The organism is Caldimonas caldifontis, assembly GCF_002930615.1.
Classification (GTDB): domain Bacteria; phylum Pseudomonadota; class Gammaproteobacteria; order Burkholderiales; family Burkholderiaceae_C; genus Caldimonas; species Caldimonas caldifontis.
This window is the reverse complement of sequence record NZ_PSNX01000002.1, coordinates 135624-161586: the sequence shown is the minus strand read 5'-3', so window position 1 is coordinate 161586 and position 25963 is coordinate 135624. Positions and strand designations below refer to the sequence as shown.

The window sequence follows — 25963 nt, the reverse complement described above, 5'->3', positions numbered from 1 at the left end:
GCTGATGATCAGCGTGCCGGCTGAGACGCCACTTCGGTCACACGCACGCGCACGCCATCGCGCACCAGGCCGACCGATCCGGCCAGTACACGGTCCCCTGCGGCCAGGCCGTCCACGATCTCGACCAAGGTTTCGCCGCCGTTGGCATCGCGTGCCGTGCGGCCCGTCCTGACCTCGCGCTGCTCGACGCGATCGTCATGCACCACCAGCGCGATCGTGCGACCGGCGTCCTGGCGCAAGGCCGACGCCGGGAGTGCCAGGCCGCGAGTGCGATCGAGCACGATCTCGCCCGTGGCGAACAGGCCCTGACGCAGGGCCGGGTGGGGGTCGAGCGCGAGATAGACCAGCACAGCGCGGGTTCCCGGCTGGGTGCTGGGGTTGATGCGTGCGAGCGTGGCCTGCACCGGTTCGGCCAGGCCATCCACGCGCAGACGGGCGCGGGCCCCTACGGCCAGCTGGACCACCTGCTCGGCTGGCACGGGGGCCTCCAGTTCCAGGCGGGTCAGGTCCACGATGTCCACGATGCGGGCTTCCACGGCGACGCGTTCACCGGGCTGGGCATTGCGCGCCGCAACGACGCCATCGATGGGCGCACGCAGCACGGTGTCATTGAGCGCCTTGCGCGCCAGATCCACGCCGGCACGGGCCTGCTGGAGCCCTGCACGGGCCGCGGCCGCGTTCGAGACGGAGGTGTCCAGGGCATTGCGCGAGATGAAGCCCTGGTCCACCAGGGCCCGGTTGTTCTGGAGGCTGCGCTCGGCAATGTCGAGCTGGGCCTGAGCCGCCGCCACTTGCTCCTGGGACTGCCGCAGGCGCGCCTCGTACTCGGCCGGATCGATGCGCCCGAGCACCTGGCCGGCTCGCACCGACTCTCCCTCACGCACGGCCAGCTCGCGCAGTTCCCCGGCCACCTTCGCCTTCACCTGGGCGCTGCGCACGGCACGCAGTCCTCCGGACACCGCCACCGACTGGTCCAACTCCGTTTCCTTCACGGTGACCAGATCGGTGGGCGCCAGCTCGATCTGGGACGGGGTGCTGGTGTTCTGGCTGGCCAGAGCGGCGGCCGCTCGGCGATGCTGGACGGCGCGCAGCGCACTGGCAGCCACGATGGCCACGAGCAGGATCACAGTCAGCCAGAGCGCGGTGCGCTTTGAAGTGCGGTTCATGAGGTGGAGGCGCTCAATGCTGACCGGGCTGGCAGCACAGCCCATGGAGCATCAGGTCGATGTGGTTGTGGATGAAGGCGCGAGGGTCCTGGGTGGCCACGTCGCCCGAGCAGGCCCCCACCGAGTGCTTGTGCAGACACAACATGAGCATCGGGAAGATGAGTGCGTGAACGGTGTCGTCCAGCGGGACCGCACGGAACTCCCCGCGAGCAATGCCACGCTGCAGCAGGGCCTTGAGCAACTGCCGGCCGGGTTCGATCACTTCGGCAGCGTAGAACTCCGCAAACTCCGGGAAGTTACGCACCTCGGTGATGATGAGCTTGAAGATGCCCGACGCCTGGGTCTCCCCCACGCGCTCCCACCAGGTCATGGCCAGCAGGTGCAGCAGTTCATGCGTCGAGCCGGGGAATTGCGCCACCAGATCACCACCCTGGGCGATCGTGAGGGACAGGTTGTGCCGGATCACCGCCTTGAGGAGTTCTTCCTTGCTGGGGAAGTAAAGGTAGACGGTGCCCTTGGACACACTGGCCAGGTTGGCCACGTCCTCCATCTTCGTTGCAGCGAAGCCCTTCTCGACGAACACCTGCAGCGCAGCATCAAGCAACTCCTGCGGTCGGGCTTCTTTGCGACGCTTGCGGGCGGGTTCGGTGTCCGGCGTGGCGACAGGTGTGGAAGTGGGCATCTGAAATACTGACTGACGAGTCAGTAATGTATCCCTCTGCGCACCAGGGGTCAAGTCGGGGCCTTGGGCGTGTCCAGCCCCGCATTGCGGGAGCGGCTCCCGAGGGGCATTGGCTAAGATGCACGGTTTGCTTGGATGCCCGTGGGGAGGTGGTTTGGATCTGGTATTGCTGTGGAAAGCTGCCCTGATGGGTGTGGTGGAGGGGCTGACCGAGTTCCTGCCCATCTCATCGACCGGGCATCTGATCCTGGTGGGCGCCCTGCTCGACTTGCAGGGCGACAAGGCCAAGGTCTTCGAGGTGGTGATCCAGGTCGGGGCCATCCTGGCCGTGCTGTCGGTGTATGCGGCCAAACTGCGCGAAGTTCTGGTCGGTCTGCCGCGGGGCGAAGAACGTGCCCGCCGCTTCACGGTCAACGTGCTGCTCGGCTTCGCACCGGCGGCTGTGATGGGAGTGCTCCTGGCCGATCTGATCAAGAACGTCCTCTTCAACCCCCTGGTGGTGGCCACGGGGTTCATCGTGGGCGGGCTGATCATCCTGTGGGCCGAACACTGGCAGCGCGACGGCCGCCATGTGCGCGTTCACGAGGCTGATGATGTGGGCTGGCGCGATGCGCTGAAGGTGGGCCTGGTGCAATGCCTGGCCCTGATCCCGGGCACGAGCCGCTCGGGGGCCACCATCATCGGTGGCATGTTGCTGGGTCTGTCCCGTAAGGCGGCCACCGAGTTCAGCTTCTTTCTGGCGATCCCCATGATCGTCGGTGCGGCCGTCTACGACCTGGCGCGACACCGCGCGCTGCTGCAGATGGTGGATCTGCCCTGGTTCGCCGTGGGCCTGATCGTGTCCTGGCTGTCGGCCTGGGTCTGCGTGCGCTGGCTGCTGCACTTCGTGGCCCGGCACAGCTTCGTGGTCTTCGGCTGGTATCGCATCGCCTTCGGGCTGGTCGTGCTGGGCACGGCCTGGGCCGGATGGGTCGACTGGCACCTCTGAGTCTGCCCCCGGGGCGAGGGGCCTCTCACAGGCGGGTGAACACCAGGTCCCACACCCCATGGCCCAGCCGCAGGCCCCGGTTCTCGAACTTGGTCACCGGGCGGTAGCTCGGGCGAGGGGCGTAGCCGACCGCCGTGTTGCGCAGTGCCGGCTCGGCCATCAGCACCTCGAGCATCTGCTCGGCATAGGGCTGCCAGTCGGTGGCGCAGTGCACGTACCCCCCCGGCTTCAGCCGTGAGGCCAGCAGCGCCACCAGCGGCGGCTGGATCAAACGGCGCTTGTGGTGACGCTTCTTGTGCCAAGGGTCCGGGAAGAACACGTGAACGCCGTCGAGGCTGGCCGGGGCGATCATGTGCTGCAGCACCTGCACCGCATCGTGTTGCACGATGCGTACGTTGTCCAGGCCCTGCTCGCCGATCCGCTTCAGCAGTGCGCCCACGCCGGGCTCATGCACTTCGCAGCCGATGAAATTGCGGTCCGGCAGGGTTTGGGCAATCTGAGCGGTGGCTTCGCCCATGCCGAAGCCGATCTCCAGCACGATGGGGGCATCGCGCCCGAAGACACGCGACCAATCCAGCGGATCGATCTGGAAGGGCACGAGGAAGCGCGGCGCCCAGGTCTCGAAGGCTCGGGCCTGGCCTTCGGTGGTGCGGCCGCCTCGTTTCACATAGCTGCGCACGCCTCGGCGGAAGACCGGCGCGGCTTCGTCGGGAGCCTGAGGAGGCGGGGGAGGGCTGGGGGTGTTCATCGGGCCGCGATTCTAGAGCGCGCCCGAGGTGTCAGGTCGTTGCCGCCCGAGGTTGGGTGCTGAGCTTGAGCTTGCGGTAGATCGCCTTGATGTGGTCGTTCACCGAGAGCCACTTGATGCCCATGAGGCTGGCGATCTCCTTGACCGTGAATCCCTTGCTGAGATAGGTGAGCACTTCGTTCTCGCGCGGGGTGAGGCGATCGTGCTCCGACAAGGCCGGGCTGGGGTCCAGCGGTGTATGACCCGAGTCTCCAAACTGCGAGCTGCTGTAGCCGGTGTCGCGGAAATGTGCGAGCAGGCGGCGGGCGATGGCCGGAGACAGGGGCGGTTGCCCACGCACGATGCGTTGCAACTCCTCCACCAGCACCTCGTAGCGATCTTCCTTCAGCAGATAGCCATCGGCACCTTGCTGCAAGGCAGGAAAGAGGTGCTCGTCGTCGGCGTAGAGCGTGGTCACCACCTTGAGGGCCGGATAGTTTGACATCTGGCTCAGCAACTCCAGCCCGCTGCCATCGGGCAGTTCGAGGTTGACGATCACGAGGCCAAAGGGTGGGGTGGATCCCTTGGGAGCGTTGGCGTCGAGCAGCGGGCCTGCGGTGTGCAGGTCACCGGCCTCCGACAGATCCAGCGCATCGCTGAAGCTGTCGCGCACCACACGGGCCAGGAAGCCGCGGGTCATGGGGTTGTCGTCGACGATCAGGACAGGAACGGCCATGGCGCGCGCGGACAAAATGCGAAGGAAGGCTGGCATGGTAGCCCAGGCCTGGGCCTCCACCCACCCTCGGAATGGAGGGTGGGCCTTCAGCGGCTCAGGCGGGGTTGGTCAGCACCAGCTTGCCTCGCACCTGCCGGGCGGCCATCAGGTCGAAGGCCTTGGGCAGGTCGGTCATGGCCAACTGGTGCTCGATCACGGGACGGATCTTGCCTTGGGCGTACCAGGTGGCCAGCTCGGTCAGGGCCTGCGCATTCCGCTGGGGCTCGCGACGGGCGAACTCGCCCCAGAACACGCCCACGATGGAGGCGCCCTTGAGCAAGGCCAGGTTCAGGGGCAGGGAAGGAATGCTGCCCTGGGCGAAGCCGATCACCAGGTAGCGTCCGCGCCAGCCGATGGAGCGGAACACCGGCTCGGCGAGATCGCCGCCGACCGGGTCATAAACCACATCGGGCCCCTTGCCGTCGGTCAGGGCCTTGATCTCGTCGCGCAGGTGGCCCGTGCTGTAGTTGATCGTGGCATCGGCCCCGATCTCCCGACACAGGGCGCATTTGTCATCCGACGAAGCGGCCGCGATCACGCGGGCGCCGGCGGCCTTGGCGATCTGGATGGCCGCCGTGCCCACGCCGCCCGCAGCACCCAGCACCAGCACGGTTTCGCCGGGCTTCAGCGCGGCGCGGTCCATCAGCGCGTGGTGGCTGGTGCCATAGGTGCACAGGAAGGCCGCGGCGTCAGGAAAGCTGAAGCCCGCCGGCAGCGGCACCACCGAGGCCGCCGGCACGACGGCCTGCGTGCCGAAGCCGCCCAGCCCGCCAAACGCCGCCACGGCATCGCCGGGCTTCACATGTCGCACGCCCTCACCCACGGCCTCGACCACGCCCGAGAACTCCGAGCCCGGAACGAAGGGCAGGGGAGGCTTCATCTGGTACTTGTTCTGGACGATGAGCAGGTCCGGGAAGTTCAGGCTGGCCGCGCGGATGGCCACACGCACCTCACCCGCCTTGGGCTCGGGCGTGGGCACTTCCTTCCAGGTCAAGGCCTGCGGGCCGATGGGGTTGTCGCAGATCCAGGCATGCATGCGCGTGTCTCCTTGGTCGTGGTGTTGATCGATGATAAGCAGCCCGGTCGGGCGGGCGAGTCGCCGAGGTGACGAATCCCTACAATCTCCCGCCATGCGCATCCTGATTGCCAACGACGACGGTTACCTCGCACCCGGCCTGCAGGCCCTCGTCGAGGCCTGCAAGGGCCTCGCCGACATCGATGTGGTCGCCCCGGAGCAGAACGCGAGTGCCACGTCCAATGCCCTCACGATCAACCGCCCGCTGAGCGTGTTCACCTCGGCTCAGGGCTATCACGTGGTCAATGGCACGCCGTCGGATTGCGTGCACGTGGCGCTCACCGGCATTCTGGGGCGCCGTCCGGACCTCGTCGTCTCAGGCATCAACAACGGTGCCAACATGGGCGAGGACACCTTGTATTCAGGCACCGTGGCGGCGGCCATGGAGGGCTACCTCTTCGGCATTCCCGCCATTGCCTTCTCCCTGGTGGACAAGGGTTGGCAGCATCTCGACACGGCCGCGCGCGTGGCGCGCGAACTGGTCCAGCAGGCGCTGGCCCGGCCAGCCACCTCCGGCCCCTACCTCTTGAGCGTGAACATTCCCAACCGCCCCTATGAGAAGCTCACGGGTCGGCAGGTCTGCCGCCTCGGTCGCCGGCACGCCAGTGCGGGGGTCATCCGCCAGGCCAACCCGCGAGGCGAACCGATCTACTGGATCGGCCCAGCCGGCGACGCGCGCGAGGCGGGAGAAGGGACGGATTTCCATGCCGTCGCTCAAGGGTGTGTGTCCATCACGCCGCTGCAGTTCGACCTGACCGATCACGCGGGCGTGCCCGCTTGGCGGGATTGGCTGGCCCGGGCGTGAGCAAACACCTGCACTGGAGCCGCTGACATGGCCGATTCCCGCCAGCGTCCGCGCACGTTTCCCCTCAGCCTGGACAAGGTGGCACCCAAGGCCACGCCTGCCGCCGCGCCGCCGCGGCGCAGCGATGAGCTCCTGCGCCCCCAGCGTCCGGTGGAGGCGGCCGCCAGGGATCAGCGCCAACGCAGCGCTCCGGTCGGCCTGGGTCTGGACTCCGACTACGTCAGGCGCCGCATGGTCGATCGCCTGCGGGCCCAGGGGGTGCGCGACGAAGGCGTCCTGGCAGCGATGTTGCAGGTGCCTCGGCATGCGTTCGTCGACACGGCCCTGGCCACCCAGGCCTACGAGGACACCAGCCTGCCCATCGGTTTGCAGCAGACCATCTCGAAGCCTTCGGTGGTGGCGCGCATGATCGAGCTGATGTGCGCCGGACGTGGGCCGGCAAGCATGGGCCGGGTGCTGGAGATCGGCACAGGCTGCGGCTACCAGGCCGCGGTGCTCAGTTTTGTTGCTCGCCAGGTGGTATCGGTGGAGCGCCTCAAGCCGCTGCATGACAAGGCGCGTGAACTTCTGGCGCCTTTGCGGCGTCACAATCTGCGCCTGGTGTATGGTGACGGCATGCTCGGGCATGCCCCGAATGCCCCGTACGACGGCATCATCGCAGCTGCCGGGGGGCAGTATCTGCCCCAGGCCTGGCTGGATCAGCTCGCACCGGGGGGGCGTTTGGTCGCGCCCATGGTGGCCCCTGGTGGGGGCCAGGTGCTGGTCCTGGTTGAGAACCGCGAGGGCCGTTACGTGCGCAGCGAGCACGAAGCCGTGCATTTTGTCCCCTTAAAATCAGGCACGACCTGAGTTCTTGCAAAGGAAGTCATGAGTTTCCGTTCCCCAGGCCGTCCGTGGTGGTTCGTCACTGTGAGCATGGCAACGGTGGTTCTGCTGTCTGCCTGTGCCTCACCACGTCATCGCGCGCCGGTCGAAGAGCGCAACCTCAACGCCTTGGGCACGCCGCCTGCTGCCGCCAACGGCATGGCGACCGCTCCCGCGACGAACCCGAATGCCGGCCAGCCGGGCTATTACACGGTCAAGCCCGGCGACACGCTCATCCGCGTCGGTCTCGAAACGGGCCAGAGCTGGCGGGACATCATGGCCTGGAACAACCTGGAGAACCCCAACGTTCTCGAGGTCGGCCAGGTCTTGCGTGTCGTCCCGCCAGCCGCCAACGCGGCGGTGGCGTCCACCAATCCGATCAGTACCGCGCGGGTCGAGTCCCGACCCCTGGACGCCAGGGCGCCGGCGCCAGCAGCATCCGGGCCGGCTCCCGCCACGCCTGCGGCCGCCGCACCCGCGGCTCCGGCGGCTGCCACCACCCCCGCTGCGCCAGCCCCCGCTGCGCCGGTGGCGACCGGGCCGGCTCGCGAGGTGGATGACATCAACTGGACCTGGCCCGCGGCCGGCACGGTCGTGGCGACCTTCGACGATGCCCGGAACAAGGGGCTTGGCATTGCCGGCAAACCGGGCGACCCTGTCTTCGCCGCCGCCGACGGCAAGGTGGTGTACGCTGGTTCGGGCCTTCGCGGCTATGGCAACCTCGTGATCGTCAAGCACAACAACAGCTACCTGACGGCCTACGCACACAACCAGGCCCTGCTGGTGAAGGAAGATCAGTCTGTGAGGCGGGGGCAAAAGATTGCGGAAATGGGCTCCACCGACGCCGATCGCGTGAAGCTGCACTTCGAGATCCGCAAGGAAGGCAAGCCGGTCGACCCGGCTCGTTATCTGCCCCCGCGCTGAGCGCCGATCCAGGATCCTCCCATGACCAGGAAGCGTGCCGAACCCAACGGACATGCGAGGCCTGGACTGCAAGGGGAGGGAGCTGATCCTGCCGCGGAGTCGCCGGTGTCCGATGACGACATCGCTCCGGTGCCGCCGGTCGGTGCGGCCGATGGCGAGCGCGAACTCGATGCCGGTGAGCCGGAAGTCGGCAACACGCTGCAGACCTATCTGCGCGAGATCCGCCGCACTCCGCTGCTGACACCCGAGGAAGAGTTCGCCACGGCCACGCGGGCGCGGGAGGGTGATTTCCAGGCGCGCCAGGCCATGATCGAGCACAACCTGCGCCTGGTGGTCAGCATCGCCAAGAACTACCTCGGGCGTGGCCTGCCCATGACCGACCTCATCGAGGAAGGCAACCTCGGCCTGATGCACGCCATCGGCAAGTTCGAGCCCGATCGGGGTTTCCGCTTCTCGACCTATGCCTCCTGGTGGATCCGCCAGAGCATCGAGCGGGCCATCATGCACCAGGCCCGTCTGGTGCGCCTGCCGGTGCACATCGTGCGTGATCTGAACCAGGTGCTCAAGGCGCGTCGTCAGATCGAGGCCCGCAGCGATCGCCTTGTCGAGGGGGACCGCCCGGCGCGGGTGGAGGACGTGGCGGCCCTGCTCGGGCGACCCGTCCAGGAAGTCGCCGAGTTGCTGCGCTTTGCGGAGATGCCCACGTCCCTGGATGCCCCGCTGGAGCGCGATGCCTCCGAAACGATGATCGACATGGTGGCCGATGAGCAGGCCACTGACCCCATGGGCCTGGCTCTGCACAATGAGGTCGAGCAGCTGCTCGACACCTGGCTGGCCGAACTCAGCGAGCGTGAGCGCGAAGTGCTGGCAGGCCGCTACGGGCTGCGCGACCGTGAGCCCGAAACCCTGGAGGTGCTGGCCGAGCGACTGGGTCTCACGCGCGAGCGCATCCGCCAGATCCAGCAGGAAGCCCTCGTGAAGCTCAAGCGTCGCATGGCGCGCCAGGGCGTGGATCGCGACTCGATCTTCTGAGCCGCGCCGGGCGCTCGGGCAGGGATAATCCTGCCCATGAGTGAACCGAACGAATGGCTGCGCGTCGAGTCCCTCGACCTCGAAGCGCAGGGTGTGGCCCATGACGGCCAGGGCAAGGTGGTCTTCATCGAAGGTGCGTTGCCGGGCGAGGAGGTGCAGGTCAAGGTTGTGCGCCGCAAGAACCAGTGGGAGCAGGCGAGCGTCGTGGCCATGCGTCGCGAAAGCTCTCAGCGGGTCATGGCTCGTTGTCCCCACTTCGGTACCTGCGGCGGCTGCAAGATGCAGCATTTCCATGTGGCGGCGCAGGTGGCGGTGAAGCAGCGTGTGCTGGAGGACAACCTCTGGCACCTGGGCAAAGTGAAGCCCGAGCGTGTGCTGCGGCCCATTGAAGGCCCCGCCTGGGGCTACCGCTATCGCGCCCGGCTGTCGGTGAGGCATGTGCCCAAGAAGGGCGGGGTGCTGGTGGGTTTTCACGAGCGCAAGTCCAGCTACGTGGCCGACATGCAGCGCTGCGAGATCCTGCCTGCGCATGTCAGTGCCTTGCTGATGCCCCTGCGTGCCTTGGTGGCATCGATGGACGCCCGCGACCGCCTGCCTCAGATCGAGGTGGCCGTCGGCGACGCCGCCGAACGCACGGTGACGGCCCTGGTGCTGCGCCACCTCGAACCGCTCAGCGAGCCCGACCTGATGCGTCTGCGCGATTTTGCGCGGACCCACGACGTGCAGTGGTGGCTCCAACCCAAGGGGCCCGATACCGTGCATCCGCTCGACGCGATCGACGTACCGTTGTCCTACCGGCTGCCGGAGTTTGACGTCGAGATGCCCTTCCGGCCCACCGATTTCACCCAGGTCAATCACCACATCAACCGCGTGCTCGTGGGCCGCGCGCTGCGCCTGCTGGAGGTGTCGGCGCAGGAGCGGGTCATCGACTGGTTCTGCGGGCTGGGCAACTTCACATTGCCACTGGCGCGCCACGCGCGCGAGGTGCTCGGGATCGAAGGCAGCGAGACGCTCGTGCAGCGTTCTCGGGAGAACGCGGCTCTCAATGGGCTGGCCGAGCGAGCCCGTTTCGAGGCCCGTAACCTGTTTGAACTCGAAACGGCCGACCTGATGCGCTATGGCCCGGCCGACAAGTGGCTGGTGGACCCGCCCCGCGAAGGCGCGTTCGCCCTGAGCAAAGCCCTGGCCGACATTCATCAGGAGCCGCAATCGGCGCCAGGTTTCGTTCCGCCCCGGCGCATCGTCTATGTGTCCTGCAACCCAGCCACCCTGGCCCGGGACGCAGGATTGCTGGTGCACCAGGCCGGCTACCGTTGCACCCAGGCGGGTGTGGTGAACATGTTCCCGCACACGGCGCACGTCGAGAGCATCGCCGTGTTCGATCGAGAGTGAGTTGGCGCCTGCGCGGCGCGCCAATGAAACAAGGGCCCTCGAGAGGGCCCTTGTCCGTTGCGCAGCGGTCCGGGTCAGTCGCCGTCGCCGCCGAAGATGCCCAGAAGGGCCAACAAGGACTGGAACACGTTGTAGACGCTCAGGTAGATCCCCAGCGTGGCCATCACGTAGTTCGTCTCGCCGCCATCGAGGATGCGCTTCACGTCGTACAGGATGAAGGCCGAGAACACGCCCAGGCACAGCACCAGCAGGGTCAGCATCAACGCCGACGATTGCAGGAAGAAGTTGGCGATGAAGCCGACCAGCACGATCAGGGCACCCACGGTGAGGAATTTGCCCATGCCGCTGAGGTCACGCTTGACCACCGAGGCCAGGCTGGCCATCACGAGAAAGATGCCAGCCGTGCCACCGAAGGCCATCATCACCAGCGTGGAGCCGTTGCGAAAGCCCAGCACCGCACCAATCATGCGCGAGAGCATCAGGCCCATGAAGAAGGTGAAGGCCAGCAGCAACAGCACGCCGGTGGAAGAATCCTTGGTCTTCTGGATCGCGAACATGAAGCCAAAGGCCCCCGCGAAGAAGACGATCATGCTGATGCCAGGGCTCAGCAGGGTGGTGATGCCGGTGGCGACCCCGATCCAGGCGCCCAGCACCGTGGGCACGAGCGACAGCGCGAGCAGCCAGTACGTGTTGCGCAACACGCGGTTGCGCTGCTCGGCCAGGACGCCAGAGCCGGAATAGGCGGCTTGCAGACTTTCGTTCATTGATCAGCTCCTCTCTCAGGATTGTGTTGCGGACGCGGCTTTCACCGCGACTTCCTTCAGATCACGGCGGCCGATTCTAGTTCCCTGCGATCCAGGCACCAAATTCGTCCCGGCGAGGCCCATCTCGGGTAGGCTTTGCACGACGGCGGGGCAGGCTCGCCTTACATTTGTGGATGGACACATGAAGCAAAAACACCAGTTGACGCTGGAAGACGTCAAGAAAATCGCCCAGGCCGCCGAGGCAGAGGCCCTGGCCAACCACTGGGCGGTGAGCATCGCCATCGTCGATGACGGCGGGCATCTGTTGTGGCTGCAGCGCCTGGACGGTGCCGCACCCATCTCCGCCCAGATCGCGCCGGCCAAAGCTCACACCGCGGCCCTCGGGCGCCGTGAAAGCAAGGTGTATGAAGACATCATCAACCAGGGCCGCACGTCCTTTCTCAGCGCTCCCGGGCTCCAAGGGCTGCTCGAAGGTGGGGTGCCCATCCTCGTGGAAGGGCAGTGCGTGGGGGCCGTGGGGGTGAGCGGCGTCAAGTCCATCGAGGACGCCCAAGTTGCCAAGGCGGGCATCGCCGCCTTGCTGGGCTGACCTGACTTCGCGGGCCAGCGCTCCGGATGGCGCGCTCCCGCGGACGATCACTTGGTGAGAATCAGCTTGCCGAACTTGGTGGCACGCAACTGGTAGAGCGCACCGTTGTGCTCGATCTGGACCGACTTGCGGCCCTGCAGCAGTCGGCTGCTGGACAGCGCCGGCTCTGCCGCGGATCCCGCGGGCGGGGGGGACGTGTCGGCCATGCCGCTGTGCTCCGAGGGCTGGGCCGCAGGCGGCCGGGGTGGGGTCAGGGTCGATTTCATTTCACAGACCTTCGCGGCCGCTCTGGCCGTGGGTGCATGACGTTGGATTGACATCGCGGGCGCCTCAGGACAGCGCCCACCAGGCGGCCGCAGCCACCACCAGCAGACTGAGCAACCACTCCACGGAAGCCCTCCCGCCGGGTTCAGGCCGGAACCAGAGCCCCTGCCGTGGCAGGCGGGCGGGACACCATGCCCCGCCCCGGCGCGCAAGCTTCCAGCGTGGCTTGCGCACAATCGGCGCAGCGGCCACAACAGGTGGCCACCCCCAGCTCCATCTGAAGCTCTTCGAGGGACGCGCAGCCACCAAGGGCGGCCCGCTGGATATCGCGTTCCGAAACACGACGGCACACACACACGATCATCGGGGCTTCCTTCAGGGGATTGATCGAGTAAGAGTATAAATAAGAATGATTCGCAATACAACAGTGACCTCTGTAGAAAACCCTGCAAAGGCTTGCAATCGGTTGCGATTCCAGGGGTGGATTCCCACCTCTGGGGGGCGCCAGGCCAACGGCGGCACCGCATACTGCCGCCGCGGCGCCCCTGGATGGGCGTTGCGTGTTCATTGCTTGTTCACCCACCTGTCCACGATCTGCCATGACGCCTCCACTTCACCCCGTCGTCTGCCAGCCCTCCATCTGCGCCCTGCGGCCCGTGGGGAGCTTTGCATGAAGCCCTTGCAGGCGGCAGCGGCTCAGGGTCGCAACAACGCCACGGCCGGCGTCTATGGGGCGCGTCTGCGGTTCTGGTTTCCGATCTTCCTGTTCGCGCTTGTGCTGGTGGCTTACTTCTGGCGCAGGGGGGAAGACTGGCGCTGGCCCGAACTCGCCTGGGCGGTGGCGGCCTTGCTGCAGGCGGCGATCCGCTGGCCGCACGTGCAGGCCAACCGGGCGAACCAGGTTCGGATCCAGCGCGTGGACCGCCTCGAACAATGGCTGATGTTCGCCGTGTTCATGGGGCTGCTATGTCTGCCTTTGCTGCATCTGGCCACCCCCTGGTTCGACGCGCTGGACTACCGCCTGCCTGACGGGGCCCCTTGGGTGGGGGCGGTGATGATGCTGGTCTCACTGGGCTATTTCCATCGCGCCCATGTGGACCTGGGGCGGAACTGGTCGCCATCCTTGGAGGTGCACACCGAGCATCGTCTGGTCACCCAGGGGGTCTATGCGCGCGTGCGGCATCCGATGTATGCCTCGATCTGGCTGTTTGCGCTGGCGCAGCCACTGCTGGTGCACAACTGGCTCACCGGCGCCTTCGGGGTGCTGGCCTTCGGCTTGCTGTACGCGTTGCGGGTGCCCCGGGAAGAGGCCCTGATGCTCGACACTTTCGGCGACGAGTACCGGGCCTACATGCAGCGCACCGGCCGTCTGTGGCCAGTGCCGCAACGCTGAGTCACGACACTTCGCCCATCTGGGACTGCAGGTAGTTTTGCAGTCCCACCTTGCCCACCAGTTCGATCTGGGTTTCCAGGAAGTCGATGTGTTCCTCGGTGTCGTCGAGGATGTCCTGCAGCAGGTCGCGTGAGACGTAATCGCGCACCGTCTCACAGTGGGCGATGCCGTCCTTCAGGGTGGTCTGCGCCGCAGTTTCCAGCTTGAGATCGCAGTTCAGGATCTCCACCACGTCCTCGCCCACCAGGAGCTTGCCCAGATCCTGCAGGTTGGGCAGGCCATCGAGCATGAGGATGCGGTCCATCAGCCGGTCGGCGTGCTTCATCTCGCCGATCGACTCCTCGTATTCCTTCTTGGCCAGCTTGTCCAGGCCCCAGTGTTTGAGCACCCGGTAGTGCAGGAAGTACTGGTTGATGGCTGTCAGTTCGTTCTTGAGCTGGGCATTGAGGTATTCGATGACCTTGGCATCACCTTTCATGGGGACCTCCTCTGGGGATGAACGGATGGTGGCGTGTACGCACTCATTCTGAACGGCCCGGCGCAGAAGCTCAATCCATTCGGTTCGCCTCACGGTGGAGAAGCTCGGCTGCGCAGGCTATAATTGATAGGTTTACCTGCAACCACCCCCCGCCTAGCGAAACTCCCCGCCGTTTCCTCACCGGACGTCTGCTGGAAGAGCAGCGCTGGGCGCGCACAACACCGGAGAACCCCGTGCTGCCGCAACTGCCCCAAGCTCTTTTAGCACTCGCAGACGGCACGGTCTTTCGTGGCACCTCGATCGGCTCGGCCGGTCATACGGTTGGTGAAGTGGTGTTCAACACCGCGCTCACCGGCTACCAGGAAATCCTCACCGACCCCAGCTACTGCCGGCAGATCGTCACGCTGACGTATCCGCACATCGGCAACGTGGGGGTCAACGACGAGGATGTCGAGGCCTCGAAAGTCCATGCCGCCGGCCTCATCATCAAGGACCTGCCGGTCCTGGAATCGAACTTCCGCAAGACCCGCACCCTGTCGCAGTATCTGGCCGACGAAGGCACGGTGGCGATTTCGGATATCGACACGCGCCGCCTGACCCGCATCCTGCGCACCACCGGGGCCCAGAACGGCTGCATCCTGGCGCTGCCGGCCGGGCAGGCCCTCACGCAGGCTCACGTCGAGGAGGCCATCGCCAAGGCCAAGGCGGCGCCCAGCATGGCGGGCCTCGACCTTGCCAAGGTCGTGAGCGCCACCGAGCGCTACGACTGGACACAGACCGAATGGCGGCTGGGCAGTGGCTACGGCACGCAGGCCGCGCCGCGTTTCCACGTGGTGGCCTATGACTTCGGCGTGAAGTACAACATCCTGCGCATGCTCGCCGAACGGGGCTGCAAGGTCACGGTGGTGCCTGCGCAGACGCCGGCCCGCGAGGTGCTGACCCTGCGTCCGGACGGCATCTTCCTGTCCAACGGCCCCGGCGACCCGGAGCCTTGCGACTATGCGATCGCGGCCGCGCGCGAGCTGATCGACACCGGCATCCCGACGTTCGGCATCTGTCTGGGGCACCAGATCATGGCGCTGGCCTCGGGTGCGCGCACCTTCAAGATGAAGTTCGGCCACCACGGGGCCAACCACCCCGTGAAGGATCTGGACAGCGGTCGCGTGAGCATCACCAGCCAGAACCACGGCTTTGCGGTGGATGAGACGACGTTGCCAGGGAACCTGCGCGCCACCCACGTGAGCCTGTTCGACGGCACGCTGCAGGGCCTGGCCCGCACCGACAAGCCGGCCTTCTGCTTCCAGGGCCACCCCGAGGCCTCCCCAGGACCCCATGACATCGGCTATCTCTTCGACCGGTTTGTGTCGCTGATGGAGAACAAGAATGCCTAAGCGCACAGACATCCAGAGCATCCTCATCATCGGCGCCGGCCCGATCATCATCGGCCAGGCCTGCGAGTTCGACTACTCCGGCGCCCAGGCCTGCAAGGCGCTGCGCCAGGAAGGCTACAAGGTCATTCTGGTCAACAGCAACCCGGCGACCATCATGACCGACCCGGACACGGCCGATGTGACCTACATCGAGCCCATCACCTGGCAGGTGGTCGAGCGCATCATCGCCAAGGAGCGTCCGGATGCCATCCTGCCCACCATGGGTGGCCAGACCGCACTCAACTGCGCACTCGACCTGCATCGGCATGGCGTGCTGGCCAAGTACGGCGTCGAGATGATCGGCGCCAACGAGCATGCGATCGAGAAGGCCGAGGACCGCCTGAAGTTCAAGGAGGCGATGACCAAGATCGGCCTGGAATCCGCCAAGTCGGGCATTGCCCACTCGATGGAAGAGGCCTGGGCGGTGCAAAGGCGCATCCAGGCCGAGATCGGCGGCTCCGGCTTCCCGATGGTGATCCGGCCGAGCTTCACGCTGGGCGGCACGGGCGGCGGCATCGCCTACAACCCCGAGGAGTTCGAGGAGATCTGCAAGCGCGGCCTCGACCTCTCGCCCACCAACGAGCTGCTCATCGAGGAGTCGCTGATCGGCTGGAAGGAGTATGAGATGGAAGTCGTGCGCGACCGCGCCGACAACTGCATCATCGTGTGCTCCATCGAGAACCTCGACCCGATGGGCATCCACACCGGCGACTCCATCACGGTGGCACCCGCGCAGACGCTGACCGACAAGGAATACCAGCTGATGCGCAATGCCTCGGTGGCCATCCTGCGCGAGATCGGCGTGGACACCGGCGGCTCGAACGTGCAGTTCTCGATCAATCCGCGCAACGGCCGCATGATCGTGATCGAGATGAACCCGCGCGTGTCGCGTTCGTCGGCGCTCGCCTCCAAGGCCACGGGTTTTCCCATCGCCAAGGTGGCGGCCAAGCTGGCCGTGGGCTACACGCTGGACGAACTGCGCAACGAGATCACCGGCGGCGCCACCCCCGCGAGCTTCGAGCCGAGCATCGACTACGTCGTCACCAAGATCCCGCGCTTCGCCTTCGAGAAGTTCCGCGAGGCCGACCCGCACCTGACCACGCAGATGAAGTCGGTGGGCGAGGTCATGGCCATGGGCCGCACCTTCCAGGAAAGCTTCCAGAAGGCCCTGCGCGGCCTGGAGACCGGAATCGACGGGCTGACCGAACGCAGCACCGACCGCGAGGAGATCGTGCAGGAGATCGGCGAGCCCGGCCCCGAGCGCATTCTCTTCCTGGCCGATGCCTTCCGCATCGGCATGAGCCTGGATGAGGTGTACGAGGAAACGGCCGTCGATCCCTGGTTCCTGGCCCAGATCCAGGAACTGGTGCGCCTCGAGCAGCAGCTGGGGGGGCGGACCCTGGCCTCGTTGTCGGCCGAGGAGCTGCGCTTCCTCAAGCGCAAGGGCTTCTCGGACAAGCGTCTGGCCAAGCTGCTGGGCACCAACCAGCATGAGGTGCGCAAGGCTCGTCACGCCCTGGGCATCCGCCCGGTCTACAAGCGCGTGGACACCTGCGCGGCGGAGTTCGCCACCCAGACCGCCTACATGTACTCCACCTACGACGAGGAGTGCGAGGCCGAGCCGACGAGCAAGAAGAAGATCATGGTGCTGGGCGGCGGGCCCAACCGCATCGGCCAGGGCATCGAGTTCGACTACTGCTGTGTCCACGCTGCGCTCGCGATGCGCGAAGACGGCTACGAGACCATCATGGTCAACTGCAACCCCGAGACCGTCTCGACCGACTACGACACTTCCGACCGTCTCTACTTCGAGCCGGTGACCCTGGAGGATGTGCTCGAGATCGTCGAGAAGGAGAAGCCCGTTGGCGTGATCGTGCAGTACGGTGGCCAGACGCCGCTGAAGCTCGCGCTCGACCTCGAGGCCAATGGCGTGCCGATCATCGGCACCACGCCTGACAGCATCGACATCGCCGAAGACCGCGAGCGCTTCCAGCAACTGCTGCACACCCTGGGGCTGAAGCAGCCGCCCAACCGCACCGCGCGCACCGAGGAACAGGCCCTGCAGATGGCCCAGGACATCGGCTACCCGCTGGTGGTGCGTCCGAGCTACGTGCTGGGCGGCCGCGCGATGGAGATCGTGCACGGGGACAAGGACCTGGAGCGCTACATGCGCGAGGCCGTGCGGGTGAGCGAGAAGTCGCCCGTGCTGCTCGACCGCTTCCTCGACGATGCCATCGAGGTCGATGTGGACTGCATCGCCGATGGCGAGTCGGTGATGATCGGCGGCATCATGGAACACATCGAGCAGGCTGGTGTGCACTCGGGCGACTCCGCCTGCTCGCTGCCGCCCTACACGCTGCCTGCCAGCCTGCAGGACGAGCTGCGCCGCCAGACCGCCCTGATGGCCCAGGCCCTCAAGGTGGTGGGCCTGATGAACGTGCAGTTCGCCATCCAGGGCGAGGGCGACGCGGCCACGGTCTACGTGCTGGAAGTCAACCCGCGCGCCTCGCGCACCGTGCCCTATGTGTCCAAGGCCACGGGCCAGCCGCTGGCCAAGATCGCCGCGCGCTGCATGGCCGGGCGCAAGCTGAAGGACCAGCAGGGCCTGGGCGGGCGCCCGCCGCACGAGGTGATCCCGCCGTATTACTCGGTGAAGGAAGCGGTCTTCCCCTTCAACAAGTTCCCCGGTGTCGACCCGGTGCTGGGCCCCGAGATGCGTTCCACCGGCGAGGTGATGGGGGTGGGACAGACCTTCGGCGAAGCCATGCTCAAGAGCCAGCTCGCCGCCGGCTCACGCCTGCCGGCCAAGGGTACCGTGTGCATCACGGTGAAGGATGCCGACAAGCCCCGGGCGGTCGAGGTGGCACGCGAACTCCACGCCCTGGGCTTCCAGCTGGTGGCGACCAAGGGCACCGGTGCTGCGATCGCCGAGGCAGGGATTCCGGTGCGTGTGGTGAACAAGGTCAAGGACGGCCGCCCTCATATCGCCGACATGATCAAGGGCGGCGAGATCCAGCTGGTCTTCACCACCGTGGACGAAACCCGCACGGCGATTGCGGATTCCCGCTACATCCGCACCGCCGCCCTGGCCAACCGCGTGACCTACTACACGACCATGGCAGGGTGTGAGGCGGCCGTGGAAGCGATGAAGCACCAGGCCGACCTGGTCGTCTACTCGGTGCAGGAATTGCACAAGGCGCTACACTAAACTCAAATTTTTCAGACCCCAGGCCGCCGCCGGCCGTCCCGCAGTGGACCCGGCGGCGGCTGATTTTTTACTGACCCACCGTTCCAGATCCAAGAGCAAGCCTATGGCCACCATTCCATTGACCAAGCGCGGCGCCGAGAAGCTCAAGGCCGAGCTGGTGCGCCTGAAGACCGTGGAGCGCCCGGCGGTGATCAACGCCATTGCCGAGGCCCGCGCCCAGGGTGACCTGTCCGAGAACGCCGAATACGACGCGGCCAAGGACAAGCAAGGCTTCATCGAAGGCCGCATCCAGGAAATCGAGGGCAAGCTTGCCGTGGCACAGATCATTGACCCGGCCGCACTCGATGCCGGCGGGCGTGTGGTCTTCGGCTCGACCGTCGACCTCGAGGAAGAAGAGTCCGGCGAGGCCGTGACCTATCAGATCGTCGGCGACGATGAGGCCGACCTCAAGCAGGGCCTGATCTCCATCAGCTCGCCCATCGCCCGCGCCCTCATCGGCAAGGAGGCGGGGGACGTGGCCGAAGTGCAGGCCCCGGGCGGGATCAAGCGCTACGAGATCGTCGAGGTTCGCTACGTCTGACGGGAGGCCTGCCGTGCTGCAGCGATGGATGGCGTGGTTGGCGGGCCTGTGGGCCGGCCTGGTGCTGACCATCGGCGCGGTGGCGGCCCCCTCGGCCTTCGCGGTTCTGGAGCGGGCCCAGGCGGGCCGCTACGTGGCACGGGTCTTCGCGATCGAGGCCTACGCCAGTCTGGCCTTGGCCGTGGTGATGATCCTGCTGGCCCGTGCCCAGGCGTCGGCCACGGCGGGGGAGGGTGCCGGGTCGCGGTTCAGCCTGGAACTCGGTCTGGCACTGGGAGCTCTGTTCTGCACCGTGGCGGGCTATTTCGCCGTCCAGCCCCTGATGGATGCAGCGCGGGCCGGCCAGGGCAGCCTGTCCTTTGCGGCCCTGCATGGCATCTCGCTCGGCTTTTTCGGCCTGAAGGGTGTGTTGCTGCTGGTGCTGGCCTGGCGGGCGAACGCGCCGGCCCGGCGCTGAGCTGGCACGGGATCAGGATTCGAGGGCGCGCTTCTTGCGGCTGGCCACACGTTCCTTGGCGCGCTTGACCGTGCCGCCCTGGGTGAGACGCTGGTTGCCCAGCACAGTCACCTTGCGTACTTCGGGGCGCTGGCCGCCCCGCTTGGAGTATTTCAGGACCTTGACCACCTTGGGGCCGGCCTTGCGTTGTTCGTCCGGGGTCTTCTCCTTCGGGGGAATCGGGCGCCACAGCACCAGCAGCTTGCCGATGTGCTGGATGGGGGCGGCTCCGAGCTGATCGCTGAGCTGGGCCAGCATGTCTTCGCGGGCCTGGCGGTCGTCGGAGAAGACACGCACCTTGATGAGGCCGTGGGCCTTGAGGGCGGCGTCGGTCTCCTTCAGGACGGCCTCGGACAGACCCTCGGCACCGATCAGGACGACCGGGTCGAGGTGATGGGCCTCGGAGCGCTTTTCCTTGCGCTGGGCCGGAGTGAGTGTGATCGCGGGCATCCGCCTATTATCGTCGGGCAATGAAGATCAAGACAAAAAGCAAGAAGGTCAACAAGGCGTGGCTGCACGACCACCTGACCGATCCCTATGTGAAGCTGGCCCAGAAAGAGGGTTACCGCGCGCGCGCGGCCTACAAGCTCAAGGAGATTGACGAGACCCTGGGACTGCTCAAGCCCGGGCAGCTTGTCGTGGACCTGGGGGCTGCACCGGGCGCGTGGAGCCAGTATGTGCGGCAGCGCTTTGCACCCAAGGAGGCGGGCAGCGGTGGGGCCGCCGTGGGCGCGCTGAACGGGCAGATCATCGCCCTGGACCTGCTGGATTTCGAACCCATCGAGGGGGTCCAGTTCATCCAGGGCGATTTCCGCGAGGAGGCTGTGCTGGCGCAACTCGAAGCGGCCGTCCAGGGGCGCGCCGTGGACGTGGTGATTTCGGACATGGCTCCCAACCTCTCCGGCATCCCTTCGTCGGATTCCGCCCGTATCGCCCATCTGGTGGAACTGGCAGTGGAGTTTGCCACCCGGCACTTGCACCAAAATGGTGCAATTGTTTGCAAAGTCTTCCACGGCAGCGGTTACAGCCAGCTGGTTCAGCTTTTCAAGCAGCATTTCCGCGTGGTCAAGCCGATCAAGCCCAAGGCCTCGCGGGACAAGTCTTCGGAAACCTTCCTGGTCGGCCTCGGTCTGAAGCAAAGCGGCAAGTCGTGACGCTATCGCGGTCATAGCGCAGGCGTTGCAACACGATGCGCTGGCATGGGTCAAACTTCGGCAGGAAACGGGGTCACCTGTCGAGAGTCGCAAGGCTTGACTCGTCTAGAATGACCCTCATCTTGCTTGTCAATAGGCAATTCATGTTGTTCGGATCGGAGAAGGAGCCGCGGTGAACAATCAATGGTTCTCGAAGGTGGCTGTGTGGCTGGTGATCGCCCTGGTGCTGTTCACCGTCTTCAAGCAGTTCGACCGCACGGCGGCCACCACCGGGCAGATCGCGTACTCCGACTTCCTGGATGAGGTGCGTGCCAAGCGCATCAAGAGCGTGACGCTGCAGGAAGGCGCCGGCGGCGGCACCGAGATCGTGGCGATCACCAACGATGATCGCCGCATCCGCACGACCGCCACCTACCTCGACCGGGGTCTGGTGGGTGATCTCATCAACAACAACGTGCGCTTCGATGTGAAGCCCCGTGAAGAGCCGTCCCTGCTGATGAGCATCCTCATCTCCTGGGGGCCGATGCTGTTGCTCATTGGTGTGTGGATCTACTTCATGCGCCAGATGCAAGGCGGCGGCAAGGGCGGGGCCTTCAGCTTCGGCAAGTCGCGCGCCCGCATGCTCGACGAGACCAACAACTCTGTCACCTTTGCCGACGTGGCCGGCTGCGACGAGGCCAAGGAAGAGGTCAAGGAGCTGGTCGATTTCCTGAAGGACCCGCAGAAGTTCCAGAAACTGGGCGGCCGCATTCCGCGCGGCGTGCTGATGGTCGGCCCCCCGGGTACCGGCAAGACGCTGCTGGCCAAGTCCATCGCCGGCGAAGCCAAGGTGCCCTTCTTCTCGATCTCCGGTTCCGACTTCGTCGAGATGTTCGTCGGCGTCGGTGCAGCTCGCGTGCGCGACATGTTCGAGCAGGCCAAGAAGAACGCGCCTTGCATCATCTTCGTCGACGAGATCGACGCCGTGGGCCGCCACCGCGGTGCCGGCCTGGGCGGCGGCAACGACGAGCGCGAGCAGACGCTCAACCAGATGCTGGTCGAGATGGATGGTTTCGAGACCAACCTGGGCGTGATCGTGATCGCCGCGACCAACCGGCCCGACATCCTCGACCCGGCACTGCTGCGCCCGGGCCGCTTCGACCGCCAGGTCTATGTGACGCTGCCGGACGTGCGCGGGCGTGAGCAGATCCTCAATGTGCACATGCGCAAGGTACCCATCGGCACGGACGTCAAGCCCGACATCCTTGCCCGCGGCACGCCGGGTTTCTCGGGCGCTGACCTGGCCAACCTTGTGAACGAGGCGGCTCTGTTCGCTGCGCGCCGCAACGCCCGCGTCGTGGAGATGCAGGACTTCGAAAAGGCCAAGGACAAGATCCTGATGGGCCCCGAGCGCAAGTCCATGGTCATGCCCGAGGAAGAGCGCAAGAACACCGCCTACCACGAGGCTGGCCATGCCCTGGTGGCGAGGCTGCTGCCCAAGACCGACCCGGTGCACAAGGTCACCATCATTCCGCGTGGCCGCGCGCTGGGCGTGACGATGCAACTGCCCGAAGGCGACCGCTACAGCATGGACAAGGAGCGCATGCTCAACACCATCGCGGTGCTGTTCGGTGGGCGCATCGCTGAAGAGGTCTTCATGAACCAGATGACCACCGGCGCCAGCAACGACTTCGAGCGGGCCACGCAGATCGCCCGCGACATGGTCACCCGCTACGGCATGACCGATGAGCTGGGCCCGATGGTCTATGCCGAGAATGAAGGCGAGGTCTTTCTGGGTCGATCGATCACCAAGCAGGTGAACGTCTCCGAGGAGACGATGCAGAAGGTCGACAAGGAGATCCGCAAGATCATCGATGAGCAGTACGCCCATGCACGCCGTCTGATCGAGGAGAACAAGGACAAGATGCACGCGATGGCTAAGGCCTTGCTGGAATGGGAAACCATCGACGCCGAGCAGATCGACGACATCATGAACGGCAAGCCGCCGCGTCCGCCCAAGGACTGGACGCCCAGCAGCACGAAAGGGGCTGGAGGGCCGACCCCGCCGGTCAACCCTGATCAGGCGCCGGCAGCGGCCTGAGCTGAAATACGAGTCGCACACACTCGACGGGGCTTCGGCCCCGTTTGCACTTTCCGAGCTCCCATGCATTGGCAGACCACCCGTTACGACATCGACCTGAGCCGCCCCCGGGTGATGGGGATCGTGAACATCACGCCGGATTCGTTTTCCGATGGGGGGCAGCACGGCGATACGCGGTCGGCCTTGGCGCACTGCGAGCAGCTGCTGCGAGAGGGGGCGGACATCCTTGATCTGGGGGGAGAATCCAGCCGACCCGGGGCCGAGGCGCTCCCCCTGGAAGAGGAACTGAACCGTGTGCTTCCGGTGCTGCGCGAGGCCGTCCGGCTGGGAGTGCCGGTCTCTGTGGATACCTACAAACCCGAGGTGATGCGTGCAGCGCTCGACACAGGCGCGGACATCATCAATGACATCTTTGCTCTGCGCAGTCCCGGCGCCGAGGCTGTGGTCGCCGAGCATCCTCGCTGTGGGCTGTGCCTGATGCACATGCAGGGCGAGCCCAGATCGATGCAGGCCGCGCCACACTACGATGATGTGGTCGCCGAGGTCCACGAGTTCTTGCGGGAGCGGGCCGAGACGCTGCGCATCCAGGGCGTGGCAGCCGCACGCGTGGTGCTGGACCCAGGCTATGGCTTCGGCAAATCCGTCGAGCACAATTTCGAGTTGCTGCGCCGGCAGGCTGAACTGCTGGCCTTGGGCTACCCTGTGCTGGCCGGCTGGTCGCGCAAGTCGTCGCTGGGGGCCGTCACCGGTCGCCCGGTGAGCGGGCGGCTGGCGGCCAGCGTGGCCGCAGCGCTGGCCGCCGTGGAGCGCGGGGCCCGCCTCGTGCGCGTGCATGATGTGGCTGCCACGGTGGACGCCCTGAAGGTGTGGTCCCACGCCGGGCTGCCACGGGCGCAAGAGGCCGTGGCATAGTCCTTGTCCTTCAAGCGGTCATCCATTCATGAGTCAACGACAATTTTTCGGTACCGACGGCATCCGCGGCACCGTCGGCCAGTTTCCCATCACACCGGATTTCGTGCTGACCCTCGGGCACGCCGTGGGGCGTGTGTTGCGTCGTGCCCATACCGGCACCGGACGACCGACGGTCCTGATCGGCAAAGACACCCGCATCTCCGGCTACATGCTCGAATCCGCGCTGGAGGCCGGGTTCTCGTCGGCCGGCATCGATGTGCTGCTCAGCGGCCCCTTGCCGACACCGGGCGTGGCCTATCTGACGCGTGCGCTGCGGCTGGATCTGGGCGTGGTGATCAGTGCCTCCCACAATCCCTACGCAGACAACGGCATCAAGTTCTTCTCGGCGCAGGGGGAGAAGCTCCCCGATGCATGGGAATTGGAAGTCGAAGCGCTGCTGGGCCAGCCCGCACAGTGGGCTGACTCGGCCGCGCTGGGCAAGGCCCGCCGACTGGACGATGCGCAGGGGCGCTACATCGAGTTCTGCAAAGCCAGCTTCAGCACAGACCTGTCACTCAAGGGCTTGCGCATCGTCGTCGACGCCGCGCATGGTGCGGCCTACCAGGTGGCGCCCAATGTGCTGCATGAGTTGGGGGCCGAGGTGGTGGCCATCGGCTGCGCACCTGACGGCTACAACATCAACGCCGGTCATGGGGCCACAGCGCCCCGGGCCTTGATCGAGTCAGTGCGCAAGCATGGTGCTCACTATGGCGTCGCGCTCGATGGCGATGCCGACCGCGTCTTGCTGGTCGATGCCACCGGGCGCCTCTACAACGGTGATGAACTGCTGTACGTGATGGTCGCTGACCGGCTGCGACAGGGGCAGGCCGTGCCGGGTGTGGTGGGCACCTTGATGACCAACCTCGGTGTGGAGCAGGCCCTGGCTCGGCGGGGCGTGCCTCTGGTGCGTGCCAAGGTGGGTGACCGTTACGTGCTTGAAGAACTGGTGGCTCGGGGGTGGCTGTTGGGTGGCGAAGGATCTGGCCATTTGCTGGCGCTTGATCGGCACACCACGGGCGACGGCATGGTCAGCGCGTTGCAGGTCCTCCAGGCCACGATGCGTTCAGGACAGACGCTGGCCGAACTGCTGGCCGACGTGCAACTCTTTCCCCAGACGCTCATCAACGTCCGTTTGCAGCCGGGTCAGGACTGGCGCCAGAACGCGCGGCTTGCTGCCGAGCAGGCGTCCCTCACGCAGGAACTGGCCGACACCGGCCGGATCCTCATCCGTGCCTCAGGAACGGAACCTTTGTTGCGGGTGATGGTGGAAGCACGTGATGCGGCGGTCGCCCAGACCAGCGCCGAGCGCCTGGCCGCGGCGGCCCAGGCGGGCTGAAGTTCCTCTACTGGCTGATGCGGAACTCGATGCGTCGGTTGCGGGCCCGTCCTTCGGCGGTTTGATTGCTCGCAACCGGACGGGAAGCTCCGGCGCCGGAGATGCTGATCCGCTGGCCATCAATCCCCTGGGATTGCAGGTAGGCCCGGACCGCGTCGGCTCGGGCCACAGACAGCGCCAGGTTTGCGTCCGGCGCCCCGAGGGCATCGGTGTGACCGATGACCTCAATGCGTCGTGCACTCAGCCTGACGAGGGTGGGCAGCATGCCATCAAGCACCGCCCGGCCCGCCGGTGTGAGCACGGAACTTCCGGGTTCGAACTCCACGATCCGATTGGCGAGTGCCTGATCCAGCAGCGTCTGCTCGTTGGTTCCGACGCGCAAGGCGTTGCGCACCGTATAGGTGGGGTTCAATCGTGTCGCCACGGCACTCACCACTTGCTGGCGCTGGGCCTCGTTGGTCACCTCCCCTTGCAGATCAATCTGGGTGCCTCGGATCGCCAGTTGTCCACGGCTGACCTGCCGGAGCTCCGGTCCGAGGATGTTCTGGACGTGCTGGGTCCACTGCGGTGGGGCGATGACGCTGCCAACGGCGATCTGGTCGACCACCCGATGTGCGCCATAAAGGTCGTGCAGCCGCTGCAGCACGGCGGCGCGTGTGGCCTCGTCGGGAACGGTTCCGGAGACCAGGACTTGTTCGGGCGAAGGTTCGGTGCGTCCTCCTGCCAGGCTGGGGGAGGTGACGGCACCCCACAAGCACAGTGCTGCTGCCAGGCCGGATAAAGCGCAATGATGAGGCATGGTCCACATGT

Annotated in this window: 27 protein-coding genes; 16 read left to right on the top strand and 11 right to left on the bottom strand. The window is 66.1% G+C overall.

The genetic code is table 11. The features are described 5' to 3' along the window. Positions 1-8: 8 nt before the first annotated feature. Positions 9-1166 (bottom strand): efflux RND transporter periplasmic adaptor subunit, encoded by a 1158-nt coding sequence (locus C1704_RS02400; RefSeq protein ID WP_104300641.1) that lies wholly within the window; start codon positions 1164-1166, stop codon positions 9-11. Positions 1167-1179: 13 nt separating this feature from the next. Next, the gene (locus C1704_RS02395) at positions 1180-1848 is read right to left on the bottom strand and encodes a TetR/AcrR family transcriptional regulator (RefSeq protein ID WP_104300639.1); all 669 of its coding nucleotides are present in this window, start codon (positions 1846-1848) and stop codon (positions 1180-1182) included. Between the two features lie 154 nt (positions 1849-2002). Between C1704_RS02395 and C1704_RS02390 the strand changes: the two genes are divergently transcribed. After that, positions 2003-2836 (top strand): undecaprenyl-diphosphate phosphatase, encoded by an 834-nt coding sequence (locus tag C1704_RS02390; protein WP_104300637.1) that lies wholly within the window; start codon positions 2003-2005, stop codon positions 2834-2836. 25 nt (positions 2837-2861) lie between these two features. On the opposite strand, the gene trmB is transcribed toward C1704_RS02390, so the two are convergent. The 3 genes from trmB to C1704_RS02375 form a co-directional block, all read right to left on the bottom strand. Then, on the bottom strand, positions 2862-3584 hold the full coding sequence (trmB, locus tag C1704_RS02385) for a tRNA (guanosine(46)-N7)-methyltransferase TrmB (RefSeq protein WP_104300635.1): 723 nt from the start codon (positions 3582-3584) through the stop codon (positions 2862-2864). 31 nt (positions 3585-3615) lie between these two features. Further along, positions 3616-4299 (bottom strand): LuxR C-terminal-related transcriptional regulator, encoded by a 684-nt coding sequence (locus C1704_RS02380; protein WP_104300633.1) that lies wholly within the window; start codon positions 4297-4299, stop codon positions 3616-3618. A gap of 94 nt (positions 4300-4393) precedes the next feature. Continuing rightward, on the bottom strand, positions 4394-5374 hold the full coding sequence (locus tag C1704_RS02375) for an NADPH:quinone oxidoreductase family protein (RefSeq protein WP_104300631.1): 981 nt from the start codon (positions 5372-5374) through the stop codon (positions 4394-4396). A 94-nt stretch (positions 5375-5468) separates the two neighbouring features. On the opposite strand from C1704_RS02375, the gene surE reads away from it, so the two are divergent. From surE to rlmD, 5 genes are read left to right on the top strand one after another with little or no spacing between them, the layout of a single operon-like run. Continuing rightward, positions 5469-6218, top strand: coding sequence for a 5'/3'-nucleotidase SurE (surE, locus tag C1704_RS02370; RefSeq protein ID WP_104300629.1), 750 nt, complete (start codon positions 5469-5471; stop codon positions 6216-6218). Between the two features lie 27 nt (positions 6219-6245). Then, a complete protein-coding gene (locus C1704_RS02365) occupies positions 6246-7067 on the top strand; it encodes a protein-L-isoaspartate(D-aspartate) O-methyltransferase (RefSeq protein ID WP_104300627.1) in 822 nt (273 codons plus the stop codon). Positions 7068-7085: 18 nt separating this feature from the next. After that, complete coding sequence (locus C1704_RS02360; RefSeq protein WP_419186774.1) at positions 7086-8006, top strand: peptidoglycan DD-metalloendopeptidase family protein; 921 nt, start codon at positions 7086-7088, stop codon at positions 8004-8006. Positions 8007-8027: 21 nt separating this feature from the next. Next, on the top strand, positions 8028-9038 hold the full coding sequence (gene rpoS, locus C1704_RS02355; RefSeq protein WP_104300624.1) for an RNA polymerase sigma factor RpoS: 1011 nt from the start codon (positions 8028-8030) through the stop codon (positions 9036-9038). A 36-nt stretch (positions 9039-9074) separates the two neighbouring features. Further along, on the top strand, positions 9075-10430 hold the full coding sequence (gene rlmD, locus C1704_RS02350) for a 23S rRNA (uracil(1939)-C(5))-methyltransferase RlmD (RefSeq protein ID WP_104300622.1): 1356 nt from the start codon (positions 9075-9077) through the stop codon (positions 10428-10430). Between the two features lie 74 nt (positions 10431-10504). Here the strand turns inward: rlmD and C1704_RS02345 are convergent, their stop codons facing one another. Further along, positions 10505-11194, bottom strand: a complete 690-nt coding sequence (locus tag C1704_RS02345) for a Bax inhibitor-1 family protein (RefSeq protein WP_104300620.1) — start codon at positions 11192-11194, stop codon at positions 10505-10507. Between the two features lie 181 nt (positions 11195-11375). Between C1704_RS02345 and C1704_RS02340 the strand changes: the two genes are divergently transcribed. After that, positions 11376-11783 carry a GlcG/HbpS family heme-binding protein gene (locus C1704_RS02340; RefSeq protein WP_104300618.1) on the top strand — a complete coding sequence of 136 codons (408 nt, stop codon included), beginning with the start codon at positions 11376-11378 and terminating at the stop codon, positions 11781-11783. Between the two features lie 47 nt (positions 11784-11830). On the opposite strand, the gene hemP is transcribed toward C1704_RS02340, so the two are convergent. Together hemP and C1704_RS02330 are read right to left on the bottom strand one after the other, a co-directional pair. Next, entirely contained in the window at positions 11831-12049 is a 219-nt protein-coding gene (gene hemP, locus C1704_RS02335; RefSeq protein ID WP_104300616.1) for a hemin uptake protein HemP, read from the bottom strand. 143 nt (positions 12050-12192) lie between these two features. Beyond that, on the bottom strand, positions 12193-12411 hold the full coding sequence (locus C1704_RS02330) for a (2Fe-2S)-binding protein (RefSeq protein WP_104300614.1): 219 nt from the start codon (positions 12409-12411) through the stop codon (positions 12193-12195). Positions 12412-12717: 306 nt separating this feature from the next. Here C1704_RS02330 and C1704_RS02325 point away from each other — a divergent pair, with 306 nt between their 5' ends. Further along, positions 12718-13440 (top strand): protein-S-isoprenylcysteine O-methyltransferase, encoded by a 723-nt coding sequence (locus tag C1704_RS02325; RefSeq protein ID WP_170064603.1) that lies wholly within the window; start codon positions 12718-12720, stop codon positions 13438-13440. Between the two features lies 1 nt (position 13441). Here the strand turns inward: C1704_RS02325 and bfr are convergent, their stop codons facing one another. After that, complete coding sequence (gene bfr / locus C1704_RS02320) at positions 13442-13918, bottom strand: bacterioferritin (RefSeq protein ID WP_104300610.1); 477 nt, start codon at positions 13916-13918, stop codon at positions 13442-13444. A 233-nt stretch (positions 13919-14151) separates the two neighbouring features. On the opposite strand from bfr, the gene carA reads away from it, so the two are divergent. The 4 genes from carA (at position 14152) to C1704_RS02300 (ending at position 19593) form a co-directional block, all read left to right on the top strand. Continuing rightward, positions 14152-15309 (top strand): glutamine-hydrolyzing carbamoyl-phosphate synthase small subunit, encoded by a 1158-nt coding sequence (carA, locus tag C1704_RS02315; RefSeq protein ID WP_104300608.1) that lies wholly within the window; start codon positions 14152-14154, stop codon positions 15307-15309. Continuing rightward, positions 15302-18556 carry a carbamoyl-phosphate synthase large subunit gene (gene carB, locus C1704_RS02310; RefSeq protein ID WP_104300606.1) on the top strand — a complete coding sequence of 1085 codons (3255 nt, stop codon included), beginning with the start codon at positions 15302-15304 and terminating at the stop codon, positions 18554-18556. Before carA ends, carB begins: the two co-directional genes overlap by 8 nt. 103 nt (positions 18557-18659) lie before the next feature. Next, entirely contained in the window at positions 18660-19136 is a 477-nt protein-coding gene (greA, locus tag C1704_RS02305) for a transcription elongation factor GreA (RefSeq protein ID WP_104300604.1), read from the top strand. Positions 19137-19149: 13 nt separating this feature from the next. Then, positions 19150-19593, top strand: coding sequence for a DUF4149 domain-containing protein (locus C1704_RS02300; protein WP_104300602.1), 444 nt, complete (start codon positions 19150-19152; stop codon positions 19591-19593). Between the two features lie 12 nt (positions 19594-19605). Here C1704_RS02300 and C1704_RS02295 read toward each other — a convergent pair whose 3' ends face one another. Then, positions 19606-20082: a YhbY family RNA-binding protein gene (locus C1704_RS02295; protein WP_104300600.1), complete on the bottom strand. Its 477-nt coding sequence runs from the start codon at positions 20080-20082 to the stop codon at positions 19606-19608. Between the two features lie 20 nt (positions 20083-20102). Between C1704_RS02295 and C1704_RS02290 the strand changes: the two genes are divergently transcribed. From C1704_RS02290 to glmM, 4 genes are all read left to right on the top strand, one after another. Next, positions 20103-20786, top strand: a complete 684-nt coding sequence (locus tag C1704_RS02290) for an RlmE family RNA methyltransferase (protein WP_104300598.1) — start codon at positions 20103-20105, stop codon at positions 20784-20786. Between the two features lie 172 nt (positions 20787-20958). Then, entirely contained in the window at positions 20959-22866 is a 1908-nt protein-coding gene (ftsH, locus tag C1704_RS02285) for an ATP-dependent zinc metalloprotease FtsH (protein WP_104300596.1), read from the top strand. Between the two features lie 63 nt (positions 22867-22929). Further along, positions 22930-23778, top strand: a complete 849-nt coding sequence (gene folP, locus C1704_RS02280; RefSeq protein WP_104300594.1) for a dihydropteroate synthase — start codon at positions 22930-22932, stop codon at positions 23776-23778. A gap of 28 nt (positions 23779-23806) precedes the next feature. Further along, the gene (gene glmM, locus C1704_RS02275; protein ID WP_104300592.1) at positions 23807-25153 is read left to right on the top strand and encodes a phosphoglucosamine mutase; all 1347 of its coding nucleotides are present in this window, start codon (positions 23807-23809) and stop codon (positions 25151-25153) included. 7 nt (positions 25154-25160) lie between these two features. Here glmM and C1704_RS02270 read toward each other — a convergent pair whose 3' ends face one another. Continuing rightward, entirely contained in the window at positions 25161-25961 is an 801-nt protein-coding gene (locus C1704_RS02270; RefSeq protein ID WP_104300590.1) for an OmpA family protein, read from the bottom strand. Between the last annotated feature and the right edge of the window lie 2 nt (positions 25962-25963).